We start from the raw sequence: 18,797 nt of genomic DNA, 5'->3' as shown, positions 1-18,797 counted from the left end.
TCGACGACAGTGCGCAATGCAAGTCGCTCCGGCTCACGCCACAACCGAACATGCCACTCTCAGAGGCTTCCCCATCGGGCTCCCGAGTCGGCCGCCCGAGTCGGCCTTAGCCGCGGACGCACGTTCACCGCGCCGCGAGCGTGCACAAACTCACGAAAAACAGCGGTGTGTCGTGTGCAGACTCGCACGCTCGCGCCAAATGGGAGTTACGCCGCGCGCTGAATTCGGGCCTGTTCGCGGCTGGCGCGCTTCTCGCGACGACGTGCCCGCACGGCCGCGATCGACGACTTGAGACCACGCCGCTGGGCCGGCTCCAGTTCGGCGAACATCCGCTCGCTGCGCGTCTCCGGCGCATCGTCGGCGGTGTCGCGCAGATACTTGTCCGGCAGCGACAGCTTGGCGATGGTCCGCCACGTCTTGCCGTACTGCACCAGGAACGAACCGGTCGTGTAGGGCAGGTCGTATTTGTCGCACACCTGTCGCACCCGCACCGAGATCTCGTGCAGCCGGTTACTCGGAAGGTCCGGATACAGATGGTGCTCGATCTGGTGGCACAGGTTGCCGCTCATGAACCGCAGCACCGGGCCGTTCTCGAAGTTGGCGCTGCCGAGCATCTGGCGCAGATACCACTGGCCCTTGCTCTCACCGGCCATGTCGGTCTTGGTGAATTTCTCTGCGCCGTCAGGGAAGTGGCCGCAGAAGATGACCGCATTCGACCAGACATTGCGGATCACGTTCGCGACCGCGTTGGCCGTCAGCGTCGACCGGAACGTCGCCGCGGGCGACAGCGAGGTCAATGCGGGGTAGGCGACGTAGTCCTTGACCACCTGCGCGCCCGCCTTCGCGGCGAACTCCCGCGCCCGGGTCTTGCTCTCGTCGCGATTGTCCCTGCCCTTGAAGATCTTGCCCAGCTCCACGTGCTGCAGACCGACGCCCCACTCGAAGCCAAGCGCGAGAATCGTGTTGTAGAGCAGGTTTCCGAGGTTGAACGGCTTCCACTTCGTGTCGCGGGTAACCCGCAACAGCCCGTAGCCCACGTCGTCGTCCATGCCCAGAATGTTGGTGTACTTGTGATGCATGAAGTTGTGGGTGAAGCGCCAGTGCTTGGACGAGCCACTCATGTCCCACTCCCATGTCGAGGAGTGAATCTCAGGATCGTTCATCCAATCCCACTGGCCGTGCATGACGTTGTGGCCGATCTCCATGTTCTCGATGATCTTGGCCACGCCCAGGGTGACGGTTCCGGCCCACCATGCCGAGCGGCGTGAACTCGCGGCCAGCATCAGGCGGCCGGCGACCTCCAGCGCACGCTGGGCGGCGATAGTGCGGCGGATGTAGCGCGCATCGCGCTCACCACGGGAGTCTTCGATGTCCTGCCGGATCGCGTCCAGTTCCACAGCCAGACTCCCGATGTCCGCGTCGGTCAGATGCGCGAATTCGGGAACGTCGGTTATTGCCATCGTCAAGCCTCCTCTCGCATGCCTACGCTACCGTAACCTACGTACCCGTAGGTTACCAGCCAGTAAACCTCAGACATCGAGCACACAATCGCCGGATGCCGCAGAGACACACGTCTGCACCCGGCTGCCCGGCTCGTGCTCGACACCGGTGCGCAGGTCGCGGACATGTCCCTCGACGAGCCCCACCACACATGACTGGCAGATACCCATCCGGCAGCCGAACGGCATCTGCACACCGACCTGCTCCCCGGCCTCCATCAGCGGCGTCGCGGCGTCCACCGTGGCCGTCTTGCCGCTGCGCGCGAACTCGACGGTGCCGCCCTGCCCGTGCACGGCTGCCTTGGACACCGCGAAACGCTCGAGGTGCAGGCGTTCGGCGAGGCCGGCCGTCGACCAGCAGCGCTGGGCGGCATCGAGCATGCCCTCGGGGCCGCACGCCCAGGTCTGTCGTTCGCGCCAGTCGGGGACCTCGTCGTCCAGGCGCGACAGGTCCAGGCGGCCCTGACTGCGCGTCGCGCGGGTCCGCAATCGATAACCGTCGTGCGCACGGGCCAGGTCGGCGAGTTCCGAGGCGAACATGACATCGGATTCCGTTGGCGCGGAATGCAAGTGGACGATATCGGTGATCTGCTCACGCCGAGCCAGCGTCCGCAGCATCGACATCACCGGCGTGATACCGGAGCCGCCGGTGAGGAACAGCACCTTGGGCGGAGCCGGGTCGGGCATCACGAAGTTGCCCTGCGGCGCAGCCAACCGCACGATCGTGCCCGGCGCCAGTCCGTCCACCAGGTGCGTCGACAAGAACCCTTCGGGCATTGCCTTGACCGTGATGGTGATGGTTCGGGCGGTGCGCGACGGTGGTGAGGTCAGGGAATACGACCGCCAGCGCCAACGACCGTCGATCTGCACGCCGATCCCGATGTACTGGCCGGGCCGGTAATCGAACGAGAAGCCCCATCCCGGCTTGATCACCAGCGTCGCGGAGTCCTCGGTCTCGCGCCGGACGCCGAGCACCCGGCCGCGCAGCTCGCGCGCCGACCACAACGGGTTGGCGAGTTTGAGGTAGTCGTCGGGCAGCAACGGCGTGGTGATTCGCCCCACGATGGTCCGCAGCGCGTGTAAGCCCGGATTCCTGATCCCGGCGACCGTAGGCCGCACCGTGTCGACGACGTTGGCCGACACCTTGATGGAGTTCTTGGCCATGAACCTACGGTACCGTAACCTACGGTCCCGTATCCAGCCGGGATCACGGCCGATGCGCGGATCAGAGCAGTTCGAGCAGGAACGGCAGTTCCTGCGGCGCGTACCAGGCCAGGTCGTGGTCCTGGGCATCCCCGACGACGAATTCGGCATCCTCGTCGCCGAGATCCGCCTCGTCGACGGCCTCGATCGCCGCCAACACCGCGGACTCGGCGTCGGCATTGTCGACATACGCGGCGATGACGTCCTCGAAGGCGACCGGACCGGCCAGCCGCACCACCGCGTCGTCGAGATCGGGGCGCGGCGTCACGCCGTCGACCTCGGCCTCCACCACCACGCGCCGCGGCGGCAGCTCCCCCACTCCCTCACCGGCGAGCAGTCGCAGCGATGCCAGCGCGGCTTCCCGGCGTGCGACCTCGGCGAGTTCTTCGTCGTCGCCCTCGGCGTAGGACTCGCGCAGGGCCGGCGTCAGCGCGAACGCCGTACCGCTGCGGGCATGCAGCACCCGGTCGGCCACGAGCTGCTGCAGCACGGTCAGGGTCGCGGGGATGTAGACGCGCACCAGGCGAGATTAGTCGTCAGGCGATTTCTCGCTCGCCGGATCCTTTTCCACCGAGATGACGAAGTCGTCGCCGTGCTCGGTGACACCCTGGATGACCGCGGTGTCGACGGCCTCCCTCGCATACTGCCTGCGGACCATCAGCGGGTCCCGACGCAGGTCCTTGACCAGCCCCACCGCCATGCCGACCATCACGACGACGAACGGCAGCGCCGCGATGATCGTGATGGTCTGCAACCCGGTCAGCGCGTCCTGTCCGCCGACCAGCAGCATCACCGCGGCCACGGCACCGGTGGCCACCCCCCAGAAGATCACGGTGGCTCTACCGGGTCTGATCGTGCCGCGTTCGGACAGCGATCCCATCACCACCGACGCCGCGTCCGCGCCGGAGACGAAGAAGATTCCCACCAGCAGCATCACCAGCACACTGGCGATCGCCGCGATCGGATACTGGTCGAGCAGGCCGAACAGCTGGGCCTCGATGCTGCCCTCACCGGCGAGGTCGGTGCCCTCCTCCTGCACGCGGATCGCCGAACCGCCGAACACCGCGAACCACACCAGCGACACCAGGCTGGGCACCAGCAACACGCCGGTGACGAACTGACGGATGGTGCGGCCCCGCGAGATCCGCGCGATGAACATGCCGACGAACGGCGTCCACGACACCCACCACGCCCAGTAGAAGATCGTCCACGACTGCAACCACTCGTTGACGTCGGCGCCTTCGGCGCCGGTGCGCGCGGACATCATCGCGAAGTCGGCCATGTAACTGCCCAGCGATGTCGGCAACAGGTTGAGGATGAAAACCGTTGGCCCGACGACGAATACGAAGCACGCGAGCACCATCGCCAGCACCATGTTGATGTTGGACAACCACTGGATGCCGCGCGCAACCCCGGAGACCGCCGACAGCACGAACGCCATCGTGAGCACCGTGATGATGACGATGAGGATGGTGTTGCCGGTTTCTCCGATACCGCCGACGATCTGCAGACCGCTGCGGATCTGCAGCGCACCCAACCCGAGTGAGGCGGCCGAGCCGAACAGCGTGGCGAAGATCGCCAGCATGTCGATGACCTTGCCCCACGGGCCGTTGGCGCGCGAGCCCAGCAGCGGTTCGAACGCCGCGCTGATCAGCTGCAACCGACCCTTGCGGTAGACGCCGTAGGCGATCGCCAGCCCGACCACCGCGTAGATCGCCCACGGGTGCAGCGACCAGTGGAACAGCGTGGTGGCCATTGCGGTCTGCACGGCCTCGGGGTTGCCCGGTTCGCCGGTACCCGGAGGCGGTGTCGCGAAGTGCGAAAGCGGTTCGGCCACCCCGAAGAACATCAGCCCGATCCCCATGCCGGCGCTGAACATCATCGCGACCCACGACACCCCGTGGAACTCGGGTTCCTCGTCGTCGCGACCCAGTGGGATCGCGCCGAAGCGGCCGATCGCGAGCCACAGAATGAAGACCACGAAACCGGAGGCCGTCAACACGAACAGCCACCCGGTGTTGTCCATCACCCATGTCAGCGCACTACCGGAGGCCGAGGCCAGCGACTCCGTACTGACGAAGCCCCACGCCAGGAAGGCGATGGCGATGACGGCGGTGACCCCGAAGACGATCCAATCCACCCCGCGCGACCGGGTGATGGCGTCATCTCCTGGCGGCAGATCCAGCGCCGGGTGGGGCACGACGGAATCAGTCGGCGATTCGAGCGCGCGCCGCGTCGCGGTCCTGGCTTTTCCTGGCGTCTCGTTCTCTGCGCTCGTCGTCATGGTGACCCAATTCGACCCCGCTGGCGGCGAGAGAGTCAATCCCGCAAACGCATAGACGGTGTTATTGGGCCGCCTCTAGCAGTTCTTCCAGCGATTCGCGCAGCAGGCTCGGCAAAACATCGACGTCGCTCATGGCGTCGCGGTCGGCATTGATGCCGAAGTAGACCATGCCGTTGTAGGAGGTCACCCCCAGGGCCAGCACCTGGTTGCTCAACAGCGGCGGCACCGCGTAGGTCTCCAGCAGTTTGGTGCCCGCGATGTACATCTGATGCTGCGCGCCCGGCACGTTGGTGATCAGCAGGTTGAACTGGCGCGCCGAGAACGTGGTCGCCACCCGGATGCCCATGGCGTGCAAGGTCGGCGGAGCGAACCCCGACAAAGTCACGATGGTTCGCGCGTCGACCAGGCTCGAGGCGGTGGACGCCGACTCCGTGGCGTGCGCGATCTGCGAGAGCCGCACCACCGGGTTGCCCTCCCCGACGGGAAGGTCGACGAGGAACGGCGTCACCTCGCTGATGGCCTGGCCCGGGCCGGTCGCGTCGAGTTCGGCATCCGGATACACCGACATGGGCGCCATTGCCCGCACCCGCGCCGTGGACGTCACCGGTTCACCGCGCGACATCAGCCAATTGCGCAACGCACCGGCCACCACGGCCAGCACCACGTCGTTGACGTCGCAGTCGTAGCGGGCGCGCACGGTTCGGAAGTCCTCGAGTTGCCCGCAGGCGACCGTGAACCGCCGGTTGCGCGACACGGTGGTGTTCAGCGGGCTGTTCGGCGCGGTGCCGCGCGCCACGGTGCGGGCCACTTCGAGGGCCCGCCGGCCCATGTCGACCAACTGGCCCGCGTTGGTCGCGACGTCGACGACGGCGGATCGGACCGCACCGATCTGCTCGGCGGGCCGCATGATCCACTCGCCGAGCGCACCGAGCAGCAACTGGCGATCGCTGGGCTCGCGCAACGGGATCCAGATGTCTTCGCCGAACTCCGGCGGCTTCTGGGTGCGGTCGGCGATGACGTGGCCGATCTCCAGGGCCGTCATTCCGTTCACCAGCGCCTGATGCGACTTCGTATAGATCGCCAGGCGGTTCTTGGCCAGGCCTTCGATCAGGTACATCTCCCACAGCGGCCGCGACCGGTCCAGTGGCCGCGACCCCAGCCGTGCGATGAGTTCGTGCAACTGGGCGTCGCTACCCGGAGACGGCAGTGCGGAGCGACGGATGTGATAGGTGATGTCGAAGTCGCGGTCGTCCACCCACACCGGACGCGCCAGGCCCAGCGTCACCTCGCGGACCTTCTGCCGGTAGCGGGGTATCTGCGGCAGCCGCTGTTCGACGGTGGCCAGCAGGGCTTCGTAGCTCAGGCCGCCGCGGGGTTTGCGAAGGATCGACAGCGAACCCACGTACATCGGCGTCGACGTGTTCTCCAGGTGGTAGAACGACGCGTCCGCCGTCGACAACCGGGTGACCATCGCGACGTCGTCCCTCCCCTGTACTGCCGCGGCCCGACCGCGTGCGTCGAAGTCCCCGTCACGCTATAGGCAAACCCTGCGGATGCGCATCACGGGTGCCTATCGCTGTCTGTGGGCCACCGCGGGCCGTGCGATCATGGTGGTGTCTGCCACTCTCCAGCAGACGGGTTCTGTCTCGTCGAGTAGCTGGAGAACGCGTTGTGACATCATTCTGCACCCGTGCCGAGGCTGCGCTGGTGGCGCCCGTGATCGACTGTGAACCGCCACCCCTCGGTGCCGTCGCCTGTCCACCACCGTCGCCGAAAGCGTTGCGCCGCCGAATATCCGGCAGGCCTGGCGCCTCACCGGGCGAGCGGCACCCACAACGGCCGGTGCCGATCCCCGGGGAGCCGGCCCCGCCGCGCGCCGCGGTCGTATTCGCCGATGCGGCGTTGCGGCGCGTGCTCGAGGTGATCGACCGGCGTCGCCCCGTGGCGCAGTTGCGCCCGCTGTTGGCGCCGGGGCCGATCGAAACCGTGCTCGCGATGACCCGGCATCCGCAGTCGACCGTTGCCACCCTGCGCCGGGTGAGGGTGCGCGTCACCGATGACGAGGCCGCGGAGGTATTCGGCACTTACAGTCGCGGACAGCGCATCCGCGCGATCGCGGCGCGCATCGCGTTCGACGGACGACGCTGGCGGGTGGTCGCGTTGCAGATCGGTTGAGCGCTAGCCTGCTCGGCGTGCAGGGAAACTCGATCAGCGTGCAGCGTCTCATCAAGGCGCCCCCGGCCCCAATTTTCGCGTTGCTCGCCGACGCCGCCAGGCATCCGGCTTTCGACGGCTCGGGCACTGTCGCGCACGCCCCCGGTGAGAAGTCCCAACCTCTTTGTGCCGGTGCGACATTCGGCATGGCGATGCGCGGAAGGCCGGAGTCACTGTTCGTTCCGTACCGGACCACCAACACCGTCGTCGAATTCGAACCCGACCGCCGCATCGCGTGGAAGACGACGATGGGGCCCCTCGGGCTGATCGGCGGGCGCATCTGGCGCTACGAACTCGAACCGATCTCCGAGGGCACGCTGGTGCGCGAAACCTGGGACGTATCCGAGGACCGGCAACGCCTGCTGCTCAAGAGGGGCGGTACACCCAAGCAGGCCGAGGACGGGATGCGGGCCACGCTGGGCCGGATCGCCGCCCTCGTCGAGACCTGACGCCAGAGCTAACGCCTGCGCATGGCCTTCTGCTCGCGGGCCTGCTGGCGCGCGGCTTCTCGCCGTTGCTTGCGGGTGCCGCCGCTGGAGGCCGCAGGACGTGGCGCGCCGCTGCCGTTGCCGGACCGCTGCACCTCGGCCGAGCCGTCCTCCGACGGCCCGGTGTAGGTCAGGGGACGCGATTCGTCGTCGATTCCCTTGGCGCGCAGGCCGGTTCCGGTGGGCCGTTCCTTGGTCGCCACACCACCCTGCGCCTGCGCGGCGGCGGCCTCGGCGAACTCGCTCAGACCCGCCGGTGCTGCGATCGGGGCGACGGCGGGCTGCGGCGCGGGTTCGACCGCGACGTTGAACAGGAATCCGACCGATTCCTCCTTGAGTCCCTCGAGCATGCCGATGAACATGTCGTAGCCCTCGCGCTGGTATTCGACCAGTGGATCGCGCTGTGCCATCGCGCGCAGGCCGATGCCCTCCTTGAGGTAGTCCATCTCGTAGAGATGTTCGCGCCACTTGCGGTCCAGCACGTTGAGCAGCACGTTGCGTTCGAGCTGGCGCATCGCGCCCTCGCCCGCGATCTCCTCGATCTGCTTCTCCCGCTCGGCGTAGGCGCGGTCGGCGTCGGCGATCAACGCCTCGAGCAGCTCCTCGCGAGTCAACTCGCCGGGCTCACCGATGGCGTCGGAGTCGATCAGGTCGTGGTGGTCGATGCCGACGGGGTAGAGCTGCCGCAGCGCGGTCCAGAGCTGTTCGAGATCCCAGTCCTCGGAGTAACCCTCGGCGGTGGCGCCGTCGATGTAGGCGGTGATCACGTCGACGAGCATGTTGCGGGCCTGTTCGGCGAGGTTCTCGCCCTCGAGGATGCGCCTGCGCTCCTCGTAGATGACCACGCGCTGCTTGTTCATCACCTCGTCGTACTTGAGGACGTTCTTGCGGACCTCGAAGTTCTGCTGCTCGACCTGCGTCTGCGCGCTCTTGATGGCGCGGGTGACCATCTTCGCCTCGATCGGCACGTCGTCGGGCAGGTTGAGACGGGTCAGCAACGCCTCAAGGGTGGCGCCGTTGAACCGTCGCATCAGCTCGTCGCCCAGCGACAGGTAGAACCGGGATTCGCCGGGGTCACCCTGACGCCCGGAGCGGCCGCGCAGCTGGTTGTCGATACGGCGGGATTCGTGCCGTTCGGTGCCCAGCACGTACAGGCCGCCCGCGGCGATCACGTCCTCGGCCTCGCGCGCGCACTCGGCCTTGACCGCCGACAGCGTCTCGTGCCAGGCCTTCTCGTACTCCTCGGGCGTCTCCACCGGGTCCAGGCCACGTTCGCGCAACCGCTTGTCGGTGAGGAAGTCCGGGTTTCCGCCGAGCACGATGTCGGTACCGCGGCCCGCCATGTTCGTCGCGACGGTGATCGCGCCCAGCCGGCCGGCCTCGGCGATGATGGAGGCCTCCTGCTCGTGGTACTTCGCGTTGAGCACGTTGTGCGGGATGCGGCGCTTGGTGAACTGGCGCGACAGGTACTCCGAACGCTCCACGCTGGTGGTGCCGATCAGGACGGGCTGGCCCTTTTCGTAGCGCTCGGCGACGTCGTCGACGACCGCGATGTACTTGGCCTCTTCGGTCTTGTAGATCAGGTCGGACTGATCGGCGCGGATCATCGGTTTGTTGGTCGGGATGGGCACCACGCCGAGCTTGTAGATCTCGTGCAGCTCGGCCGCCTCGGTCTGCGCGGTGCCGGTCATGCCGGCCAGCTTGTCGTAGAGGCGGAAGTAGTTCTGCAGCGTGATCGTGGCCAGCGTCTGGTTCTCGGCCTTGATCTCGACGCGCTCCTTGGCCTCGATGGCCTGGTGCATGCCCTCGTTGTAGCGACGGCCCACCAGCACGCGACCGGTGAACTCGTCGACGATGAGCACGTCACCGTCGCGCACGATGTAGTCCTTGTCGCGCTGGAACAGTTCCTTGGCCTTCAGGGCGTTGTTCAGGTAGCTGACCAGCGGCGAGTTGGCCGCCTCGTAGAGGTTGTCGATGCCCAGCTGATCCTCGACGAACTCGACGCCGAGTTCGTGCACGCCGACGGTGCGCTTGCGGATGTCGACCTCGTAGTGGACGTCTTTCTCCATCAGCGGCACGATCCGCGCGAACTCGGTGTACCACTGCGACGCGCCGTCGGCGGGGCCGGAGATGATCAGCGGGGTGCGGGCCTCGTCGATGAGGATCGAGTCGACCTCGTCGACGATCGCGAAGTTGTGCCCGCGCTGGACCAGGTCGGCCAGGGAGTGCGCCATGTTGTCGCGCAGGTAGTCGAAGCCGAACTCGTTGTTGGTGCCGTACGTGATGTCGGCGGCGTAGGCGGTGCGGCGCTGGTCCGGGGTCATCTGCGCGAGGATCACGTCGACCTCCAGGCCGAGGAACCGGTGCACACGGCCCATCCACTCGGCGTCGCGCCTGGCCAGGTAGTCGTTGACGGTGACGATGTGCACGCCCTTGCCGGACAGCGCGTTGAGGTAGGCCGGGAGCACACCGGTCAGCGTCTTGCCTTCACCGGTCTTCATCTCCGCCACGTTGCCGAAGTGCAGCGCCGCGCCGCCCATCAGCTGCACCTTGAACGGCTTCTGGTCCAACACCCGCCAAGCCGCCTCGCGCGCGACGGCGAACGCCTCGGGCAGCAGGTCGTCGAGGCTTTCGCCGCCCTCCACGCGCTTTTTGAACTCGTCGGTCTTGGCCCGCAGTTCAGCGTCGGTCAGCTTCTCGACGTCGCCTGCCAGGGAGTCGACGTAGTCGGCCACCCCCTTGAGGCGTTTGACCATCCGGCCCTCGCCGAGACGCAGCAACTTTTGCAGCACGCTAGTTCCCCTATGGGTTTGGAAGTCTTGAGCTGAACCCATGGTAGGCGACATGCGCCCCGACCCGGCCCCGCTACGTCAGGCCAGGCGAAATAGTGGTCGGTCCGGCTCAGGCGAGCCGAATCAGGCCCCGGTTCAGGCGAGCCGAATCAAGCCCCCGGCTCAGGCGAGCCGAATCAAGCCGTAGTCGTAGGCGTGCCTGCGGTAGACCACGGACGGCAGGTCGCTCTCCTTGTCGTGGAAGAGAAAGAAGTCGTGGCCGACCAGTTCCATCTGCGACAGCGCGTCGTCGACGGTCATCGGTGTGGCCGGATGCTCCTTGATCCGCACGATGCGTCCTGGCTCGTGCTCGTCGAGCGCGGCCCCGTCGTGTTCGGGCGGGCTGGCGGTCAGCGGCTCAGGCGGTGCGGTGACCGCGGTGGCCTTGGCAACCGAGACCGGGGTCTTGTCGCCGTAGTGGATCTTGCGCCGGTCGCGCGCGCGACGCAGCCGTTCGGCAAGCTTGTCCACCGCGGATTCCATCGCGCCGTAGAAGCTGTCGGCACAGGCTTCGGCGCGGACCACCGGGCCGCGTCCGCGGGCGGTGATCTCCACGTGTTGACAGTTCTTGCGTTGACGACGGTTGCGCTCGTGGTCGAGCTCGACGTCGAACAGATAGATCGTGCGGTCGAATCGTTCCAGGCGTGACAGTTTCTCTGCGACGTACTTGCGGAAGTGGTCGGGGATCTCGACGTTGCGGCCGGTGACCGCGACTTCGGCGCGCGGTCGGGGTTCGGACGTTTCGTCCTCGATCACCATCGTTCGGGAGTCCAGGGATTGGCTTGACATGCTTGGCAACTCGTTTCTTCGGCGTCCGCACGCGTCAGCGTGCCCGGTTGTCGTGGATCCGCACCGACGGGGCTTGCATGTCTCGCCGCTCGCCGGTGCAAGGTGTCGTCTACTCACCTCCTACCGCGTCGGCGATGCTGGCGCTTCGATCTTCAGCGCCGGCCGTGAGTCATTCACGGGTGTTGAAGCCGACGGTAGCCGCGTTCACCCGGTAGTGCCAGTGAAACCGGGTACCTGTTTCCAGTTCTTCACCTCGGTCTGATATGTCGGGCCTGACACCTGGGCTCACGGCGCCGGTCACGCGTTTGCCACAACCAGCACGGCCGCCACGCGCGCCCCAATGGTGTGCAGCACGCGAACCGACTCAGCGGCTGTGGCGCCGGTGGTGACGACGTCGTCGACGACGAGCACTTCGCCCGCGACGGGCCGCACGAGCCGGAGCCGGCCGCCGATGTTGCGCTGCCGGTCGGCGCTGGACAGTCCCACCGAATCCGCCACGAACGCGCGCGTACGCAGCGCTTGGACGACGGCCACCGCCGGGAGGCCGGCCGCGGCGGTACGGGCCATCCGGGTCACCGGGTCACCCCCGCGCCGCCGGGCCGACCACCGGCGGGTGGGTGCGGGGACGACCGTCAGCGGGGTGTCCACCAGGCCCCAGGTGAGCAGGTGCAGCAGGCCGGTCCGCAGCGCGCCGGCGAGTGGCCCCAGCAGATCGGCCCGGCCATGTTCTTTGACCGCGATGACGGCGGCCCGCCGCGGCCCCGCGTAACGGCCCAGGGAGTACACCGGAACGCCGGGGTCCGCTCGCGGCGAGACGATGTGCGGGTCGTCGGCCCTGACGGTCAGCGTCGCCGCGCACGCCGCGCACCACCGCGTCGACGGCGCGCCGCAACCGCCGCACTGTAGCGGGAGAACGAGATCGAGCACGCCGACAGTGTGGCGGTGATCGGTGACACCGGGACGGGTACTCGGTGTCCATGCAGGACCAACGGGAGTCGTTGATCGTCGATTGCCTGGTGAGCGCGTTCGCCGATCTGATGAAGGCCGATCCGGATGCGTTCCGGACGAAGTTCCGCAAGATGGCGGCCGAACCCTTCGCCTTCTTCCGCGGCAGCGCCTGCGTCTTCTACGGTGACGTCGCCGCGCGTGAGGACCGTTGGGTCGACGAGCGCACCAGCCGGGTGTGGATTCAAGGCGATCTGCACACCGAGAACTTCGGCACCTACATGGACGGCGCGGGCCAGCTGATCTTCGACGTCAACGACTTCGACGAGGCCTACATCGGGCACTTCACGTGGGACCTGCAGCGGTTCGCCGCCAGCGTCGCGCTGATGTGCTGGCAGAAGGCTCTGTCGGATCACGAAATCAGCAGGCTGATCGACACTTTCACGCGTGCCTACGTCGATCAGGTGCGCTGGTTCCTCCACGCCGACGATGACGCGAGCTTTTCGTTGAATCTCGACACGGCGCGCGGCGCCGTCCTGTCCGCCTTGCCGAGCGCCCGGTTGTCGACCAGGGCCGAGATGTTGAACCGCCTCACCACGGTGGACGACTGGGACAGACGCTTCCGGGACGCCGCGGGCGTGAGACGACTCGAGGACTCCGAACGCGACAAAGTCGAGGCCGCCTTCGCCAATTACCTTGAGACCATTCCGAAAACCAAACGGTTCCAGGGGATCACCTACGACATCAAGGATGTGATCGGCAAGACGGGGCACGGTATCGGCAGCGCGGGCCTGCCGACCTACACCGTGCTGATCGAGGGATTCAACCAGGCGCTGGACAACGACGCCGTGCTCTCGATGAAGCAGGGCAATATCGCCGCGCCCAGCCGCGTCGTCGACGATGGAAGCCTGAGTCGGCACTTCACGCACCACGGCCACCGAACAGCGGTGTCTCAACGCGCACTGCAGGCGCACGCCGATCCGCTGCTCGGCTACACCGACATCGACGACGTCGGGTTCGTCGTCAGCGAGATATCCCCGTATGCGGCCGATCTCGACTGGAGCGAGTTGACCGAACCGGACGAGTTGGCCGAGGTGATCGAACAGTTGGGCCGGGCGGTGGCAAAGGTGCACTGCGTCGGGGATGCCGACAGTGACCAGAAGGTGGTCGAGTTCCAAACGGAGGAGGCGATCGACGCGGTCATCGGTGACCATGTCGACGAGTTCTCGGCCGATCTCGTGGAGTTCGGGCTCGAGTACGCCGGCATCGTGCGCGACGATCACCGCCATTTCGTCGAAGCGTTTCGCGAAGGTCGCATTCCCGGCGTCACGTCAACCTGACCTGCTCAGCTCAGAATGATCGAATCTTCCCGCAGTTGAATTGGTTTCGACTCCAAAGCACGAGTTGCCGGTCCGTTGGCCACCGTGCCGTCGAGGTTGAACCTGCTGCCGTGGCAGGGACAGTTGATGGTGCCGCCCGCCACGTCGCGCACCGTGCACCCGGCGTGAGTGCAGGTGGCAGAAAATCCCTTGAAATCCCCTGGCGTCGGTTGCGTCAACACCGTCTGGTCGACGATGACACCTCCGCCGACCGGAACGTCGGCGACCTTTGCGAGGACCACAGCCGGTGCCGCCACGCCACCGGTCGTCGTCACGGCCGGCTCCTCGGCGGGCTGGGGATCCTTGCCATAGGTGCTGCAGGCGGCCAGCGCGCCCGTCGCGATACCGAGCCCGGCGCCCACGAGAAACTGTTTGCGTTGCATGGCGATTCCCTTCCTCAGAATCTCAGTCCGCTGGTCTGGAAGAACCACAGCGCCGAGGTGAGCCAGACATACACCAACCCGAAGAACACCAGTCCCCCGACGATGGGAAGCACCCAGCCGCGGAGCCCACCGCGCGTCAGCAGGATCATCTTGGTGACGAAGACCCCGTAGAAGAAGCAGCCGAACAGCGAATGGAACAGCACCCGGCTGTCCGTGTCGGCAGAGCCCAGCGCGTAGAGGCAGTGCACGGCCACCGGCACGGTCGCCAGCACCGCCAGCCGCCCCGACCATACATGGGCCGTCGCGATCCACGCCGGTGCGCGCCCCCCGGGTGTCAACCGGTACATCACGAACGCCGAGAACAACTGTAACAGCGCCAACAGAACCGCAAGGGTGGCCAGCCACGACTTCACCGCCGTCCCGCTGGAGAAGCCCGCCACATTGATCGAAAAGAATTGCGGCTCATGGACTCTGCCGAACACTCCGAGTGCCACGGCGACCAGTGCGCCCAGGCCGACAGCGATCAGGATTCCCGCCGTCCCGGTGTTGCGGGTGGCCATCACCTCAGAAGCGGAATCAGGCATCGCCGCCACCCACGCGAACAGCCCTGACCCGCTGCCCGTCGATGACCGCAGTCCCGTCGGTGGCGAGAACCGGTGCGGGACCGAGGGATCCGTCGCTGCGGCGCAGCACTCCGGTGACATCACCATCCGCGTCGACGATCCAGCTGCTCCGCACGCCCTCCCGCTCGTAGCGGTAGAGGCCCGCGGGTGCCTCGGCGGCCGGCGCGGTGAACACCCAGTTCTTCTCGCCGATGGTCAGCGACCCCACCATCGCATTGCCTTCGAGGTGGCCGTCGAGAACGCCGGTCTTGTCCTTGCTCGTCAGGTTCACGACACCGTCTGCGGCGGCGCCCCTCAGCCACACCTCCACCGAGTCGCCGTCACAGGCATATGCGATCGCCTGGTCGCCGTCGACCGAGATCTCCAACGTGATCTCGCCGGTCGCCGTCGGCACGGTTCCGAGGTAGTCGGCCCTGACCGGAAAGCCCGTCGCGGGCGGTTGCGGCGCGCTCGCCGGCGGCGGAGCGCTCGACGTGGCGACCGATTCGGTCGCCGGGACGGCCGCGGGCGCTGGTTCCTGAGAAACGTTGCCGAGCCACAGCGCGGCCGCCAGCGCGGCGACCGCGCCCAACGTGATCAACGGACCGCGAGTCCTCATCTTCACTCCTTGGCTGATAGCAAACGCCTGCGGGCGTCGTTCTGTCAGCACAACGGGTGACACCGGAGGTCGGTTCACATCGATTTCTCGCGAACGCAACACCAGGGTCGTGACGAGGGTGGTGTCCGCAACCCTGGTGTTGCTTTCGCGAGCCGGCTCTAGCCCGGCAACACGGGTTCGGCGCCCGGCACCAGCAGCGGGCGCACCTCGGCCCACGCCGGATCGTCCTCGGCCACCGAACCGGACAGTTGCACGACCCCGCGGGCATCGGCCACGTACACCGTCGACGGGTTGGCCGCCACGGTGGTGACCGGCATCAGCAGGTTGCGGCTCGGCCCGTCGGAGTTGACGCCGTCGAGGTTGACGTAAGAGACCGGATGCTGCGGATCGGTGCGGCTGACCACGATGTCGTCGCCGGTACGCCATGACAACGACACCACGGTGTTGCCAAGGCCGTACCCCAGCCGCCGCGGGTAGGTCAACGCATAGCCGCCGCCGGGGGTCTGCTCGACGCCGGCCAGGACCACCCGGCCCTCGATGACCATCGCCGCGCGCGTGCCGTCACGCGACAACTGCAATTCGGTGATCACGCCGGGAAACCTGCTCGACACCAGCGTGGAGTCGATCGGTATACGAGCCGGCTGGCCCGACGCGTCCTGGATGACACGCACGACGTTGTTGCCGTCGATCACCACCCAAACCGCGTTGTCGAGCGACCAACTCGGCCGCGACAGGCTTCGCGCATCCAACACCTGCGACGCCGCCCCGCCGAGCGCGCCCACCCACATCGACGACGCCATGTCCGGTGCACCCGGGCGCACCGTGACGATCGACGCCACCTCCTGACCCGTGCGGGACACCGCCGCCGACGTCTGGTTCGGCATCTGCCCGAACTGTCCGGGAACCCGCGGCGCGCGCAGGCCGTCGAGCGCGACGAGCGAACCGTCCACCAACGCGTGCAGGCCCGCCGCCACTCCCGAGGCCGCGCCCGGATCGGTGGCCGCCACGTCGGAGGTCTCCCAACCGTCGGTGAACCGGTCGTCGAGGGCGGCGCCGTCGGCGTTGATCACGTACGGCCCATTGACCCCCGCGCGTGACAATGTCCAGATGAGTTGTGCCGCAAGCAGTTGCCTGCTGTGCGGATCGGTGGTCGACAGGTTGTCCACATCGATTCTGGCCCCGCCATAGCCCCGGCCGACGCCCATCTTGCCGCCGTCGGCGCGCGTCACCGGGCCCCGCAGTTTCAGCGGCGGTTCGAGGAGATTGCGGACGGTCTTGGCCATCTCCGGTCGCGGTCCGGCGATCAGCTTGCTCACCAGTTCGGTGGCCAACTGGTCGGGATCGGACACCGCGACATAGCGCGGATCGGGCACCACGGTGCCGCCGGTGGGGTCGACGAAATACAGGGTGTTGCGCCGATAGGTGGCCTGGAACTGTTGCCAGTCGAGGAAGACGCCGTTGGGCAGCTTGTCGATGCGCCAACCGTCGGCGGTCTTGATCAGTTCGATCGGCCCCGGGTCGGGTAGCGCGCCCTCTCCCGTCTCGAACACACCCATGTCCGACAGCGACCCGAGGATGTCGGCGCGCATGGTCACCGACACCCGGTCGGGCCCGCGCGTCTCGACGAACACCACGTTGTCGATCAGCAATGCGCTGCCCGCATCATCCCAAGCCTGGGAGGCGGATTCGGTGAGGAACTGGCGTGCGGCCAGATGCCGGTTGGCGGGATCGGCGGTGGCTTTGAGGAATTCGCGCAGCAACACGTCCGGGTCCATGCCCGGAGTCGGCTCGGGCAGGCTGGGCGGGGCGGGCCGGTCGACGGTTCCGATGGCTTGCGGCGAGGACGAACTCGGCACGCCGGCGCAGCCGGTGAGAACCAACGCCAGCGCACTCAGTACGGCCAGCAGGGTTCTCACACGGACTCCTGCGCGGGTTCGCGATCGCGGCTGCGCGGCGGCACCTCGTCGGGCCCAACGGGTTTCAACGGCAACGGGCTGGTGGTCACCTTGTGCCCGCGCACGAGCGGCAGCGTGAGCCGGAAGCAGGCACCCTTACCCGGCTCCCCCCACGCCTCCAGCCTGCCCTGGTGCAGGCGGGCGTCCTCGATGCTGATCGCCAAACCGAGACCGGTGCCACCGGAACGACGCACCCGCGAGGGATCCGACCGCCAGAACCGGCTGAACACAAGTTTCTCCTCGCCGGGCCGCAGCCCGACCCCGTGGTCTCGGACGGTGACCGCGACGGTGTCGTCGTCGGCGGCCATCCGGATGCGGACGGGTTTGTGCTCGGCGTGGTCGATGGCGTTGGCGATCAGGTTGCGCAGGATGCGCTCCACGCGCCGCGGATCGACCTCGGCGATGACCTCCTCGGTGGGCATGTCGACAACCAGTTCGACGTCGGCGTCGGCCGCGAGGTGCCCGACGTTGTCCAACGCGCTTTGCACCGTCGACCGAAGATCCAGCGACTCGACCGACAGTTCGGCGACACCGGCGTCGTGGCGGGAGATCTCCAACAGATCGTTGAGCAGCGTCTCGAACCGGTCGAGTTCGCTGACCATCAACTCGGTGGACCGGCGCAGCGCGGGATCGAGATCCTCGCTGTGGTCGTAGATCAGGTCGGCGGCCATGCGCACTGTGGTCAGCGGGGTGCGCAGTTCGTGGCTGACGTCGGAGGTGAACCGGCGCTGCAGGTTGCCGAACTCCTCGAGCTGGGTGATCTGGCGGTGCAGGCTCTCGGCCATGTCGTTGAACGAGACGGCCAGGCGGGCCATGTCGTCCTCGCCGCGCACCGGCATGCGTTCGGTGAGGTGGCCTTCGGCGAACCGCTCGGCGATGCGCGACGCGGACCGCACCGGCAGCACGATCTGGCGCGCCACCAGCAAGGCGATCGCAGCGAGCAGACCGAGCAGCACCACGCCGCCGGTGGCCATCGTCCCGCGCACCAACGCGATCGTGGACTCCTCGTTGGTGAGCGGGAAGATCAGGTAGAGCTCGAGGTTCGTCACCGACGACGACGTCGGACTGCCCACGATCAGCGCGGGCCCGGAGAAGCCGTCGGTGTGCACGGTCGCGTACTGATAACTGACCTGGCCGGCCTTGACGAACTCCCGCAGCGTGTTGGGCACCTGCTGGACCGGGCCGGCCGCGGTCGCCGCGCGGGGTCCGTCGCCCGGCACCACCAGCACCGCGTCGTAGGTTCCCGCGAGGCCCGGTTCGGCATCGGCGCTGCGATCGATCAGCGTGTTGCGCGCCAGCTGCAGGCTGCTGTCCAGCGAGCGGGTCTCCTCACCGCCGACGATTCCGCTGACGGTGGTGCGTGCGCGATCGATCTGCTCGGTCGCCGCGCGCACCTTGACCTCGAGGATGCGATCGGTGATCTGGCTGGTCAGAACGAACCCGAGCACCAGGATCACGGCCAGCGACAGGCCCAACGTCAACGAGACGACGCGCAGCTGCAACGAGCGCCGCCACGCGAGGCTCAACGCCCGCCCCAACGCCCCCAGCCCGCGCACCAGCGGCGCCGAGCGCCGATGGATGCGTCGTCTGGAGCTGAAGATCACGG

16 protein-coding genes are annotated in these 18,797 nt (G+C 67.3%); 3 read left to right on the top strand and 13 right to left on the bottom strand.

The annotated features are described in order from the left end of the window. Positions 1-206: 206 nt before the first annotated feature. The 5 genes from AU198_RS02545 to AU198_RS02525 all read right to left on the bottom strand — a co-directional run bounded on the left by AU198_RS02545 (position 207) and on the right by AU198_RS02525 (position 6,457). Positions 207-1,460: a fatty acid desaturase family protein gene (locus tag AU198_RS02545; RefSeq protein WP_064345858.1), complete on the bottom strand. Its 1,254-nt coding sequence runs from the start codon at positions 1,458-1,460 to the stop codon at positions 207-209. Positions 1,461-1,529: 69 nt separating this feature from the next. Then, positions 1,530-2,663: a ferredoxin reductase gene (locus tag AU198_RS02540; protein WP_064345857.1), complete on the bottom strand. Its 1,134-nt coding sequence runs from the start codon at positions 2,661-2,663 to the stop codon at positions 1,530-1,532. Between the two features lie 61 nt (positions 2,664-2,724). Continuing rightward, positions 2,725-3,225 carry a DUF6912 family protein gene (locus AU198_RS02535; RefSeq protein ID WP_502689258.1) on the bottom strand — a complete coding sequence of 167 codons (501 nt, stop codon included), beginning with the start codon at positions 3,223-3,225 and terminating at the stop codon, positions 2,725-2,727. A gap of 6 nt (positions 3,226-3,231) precedes the next feature. Beyond that, positions 3,232-4,986 (bottom strand): BCCT family transporter, encoded by a 1,755-nt coding sequence (locus AU198_RS02530; protein WP_064345855.1) that lies wholly within the window; start codon positions 4,984-4,986, stop codon positions 3,232-3,234. A gap of 61 nt (positions 4,987-5,047) precedes the next feature. Further along, positions 5,048-6,457 carry a WS/DGAT/MGAT family O-acyltransferase gene (locus AU198_RS02525; RefSeq protein WP_064345854.1) on the bottom strand — a complete coding sequence of 470 codons (1,410 nt, stop codon included), beginning with the start codon at positions 6,455-6,457 and terminating at the stop codon, positions 5,048-5,050. Positions 6,458-6,693: 236 nt separating this feature from the next. Here AU198_RS02525 and AU198_RS02520 point away from each other — a divergent pair, with 236 nt between their 5' ends. Both AU198_RS02520 and AU198_RS02515 read left to right on the top strand, forming a co-directional pair. Beyond that, entirely contained in the window at positions 6,694-7,161 is a 468-nt protein-coding gene (locus tag AU198_RS02520; protein WP_231744545.1) for an Rv3235 family protein, read from the top strand. A 17-nt stretch (positions 7,162-7,178) separates the two neighbouring features. Next, on the top strand, positions 7,179-7,649 hold the full coding sequence (locus AU198_RS02515; protein WP_064345852.1) for an SRPBCC family protein: 471 nt from the start codon (positions 7,179-7,181) through the stop codon (positions 7,647-7,649). A gap of 8 nt (positions 7,650-7,657) precedes the next feature. Here AU198_RS02515 and secA read toward each other — a convergent pair whose 3' ends face one another. From secA to AU198_RS02500, 3 genes are all read right to left on the bottom strand, one after another. Beyond that, positions 7,658-10,480: a preprotein translocase subunit SecA gene (gene secA, locus AU198_RS02510; protein ID WP_064345851.1), complete on the bottom strand. Its 2,823-nt coding sequence runs from the start codon at positions 10,478-10,480 to the stop codon at positions 7,658-7,660. Positions 10,481-10,642: 162 nt separating this feature from the next. After that, positions 10,643-11,278 carry a ribosome hibernation-promoting factor, HPF/YfiA family gene (hpf, locus tag AU198_RS02505; RefSeq protein WP_197416010.1) on the bottom strand — a complete coding sequence of 212 codons (636 nt, stop codon included), beginning with the start codon at positions 11,276-11,278 and terminating at the stop codon, positions 10,643-10,645. Positions 11,279-11,605: 327 nt separating this feature from the next. Then, positions 11,606-12,235: a ComF family protein gene (locus tag AU198_RS02500; protein ID WP_064345849.1), complete on the bottom strand. Its 630-nt coding sequence runs from the start codon at positions 12,233-12,235 to the stop codon at positions 11,606-11,608. A gap of 50 nt (positions 12,236-12,285) precedes the next feature. Here AU198_RS02500 and AU198_RS02495 point away from each other — a divergent pair, with 50 nt between their 5' ends. After that, a complete protein-coding gene (locus AU198_RS02495; protein ID WP_064345848.1) occupies positions 12,286-13,593 on the top strand; it encodes a DUF2252 domain-containing protein in 1,308 nt (435 codons plus the stop codon). Between the two features lie 5 nt (positions 13,594-13,598). On the opposite strand, the gene AU198_RS02490 is transcribed toward AU198_RS02495, so the two are convergent. The 5 genes from AU198_RS02490 to mtrB all read right to left on the bottom strand — a co-directional run bounded on the left by AU198_RS02490 (position 13,599) and on the right by mtrB (position 18,795). Further along, positions 13,599-14,015: a QcrA and Rieske domain-containing protein gene (locus AU198_RS02490; protein ID WP_064345847.1), complete on the bottom strand. Its 417-nt coding sequence runs from the start codon at positions 14,013-14,015 to the stop codon at positions 13,599-13,601. 14 nt (positions 14,016-14,029) lie between these two features. After that, entirely contained in the window at positions 14,030-14,575 is a 546-nt protein-coding gene (locus tag AU198_RS02485) for a DUF6529 family protein (protein ID WP_156431468.1), read from the bottom strand. A gap of 16 nt (positions 14,576-14,591) precedes the next feature. Further along, positions 14,592-15,236 carry a hypothetical protein gene (locus AU198_RS02480; protein WP_064346030.1) on the bottom strand — a complete coding sequence of 215 codons (645 nt, stop codon included), beginning with the start codon at positions 15,234-15,236 and terminating at the stop codon, positions 14,592-14,594. 158 nt (positions 15,237-15,394) lie between these two features. Further along, a complete protein-coding gene (gene lpqB / locus AU198_RS02475) occupies positions 15,395-17,152 on the bottom strand; it encodes an MtrAB system accessory lipoprotein LpqB (protein WP_064345846.1) in 1,758 nt (585 codons plus the stop codon). After that, positions 17,149-18,795 carry an MtrAB system histidine kinase MtrB gene (gene mtrB, locus AU198_RS02470; protein ID WP_064345845.1) on the bottom strand — a complete coding sequence of 549 codons (1,647 nt, stop codon included), beginning with the start codon at positions 18,793-18,795 and terminating at the stop codon, positions 17,149-17,151. The genes lpqB and mtrB overlap by 4 nt, the downstream gene beginning before the upstream one ends. Positions 18,796-18,797 lie beyond the last annotated feature (2 nt).

The organism is Mycobacterium sp. GA-1199, assembly GCF_001500045.1.
Taxonomy (GTDB): domain Bacteria; phylum Actinomycetota; class Actinomycetes; order Mycobacteriales; family Mycobacteriaceae; genus Mycobacterium.
Note: the sequence above shows the minus strand (reverse complement) of the source record. Positions and strands in the feature narration are given on the sequence as shown.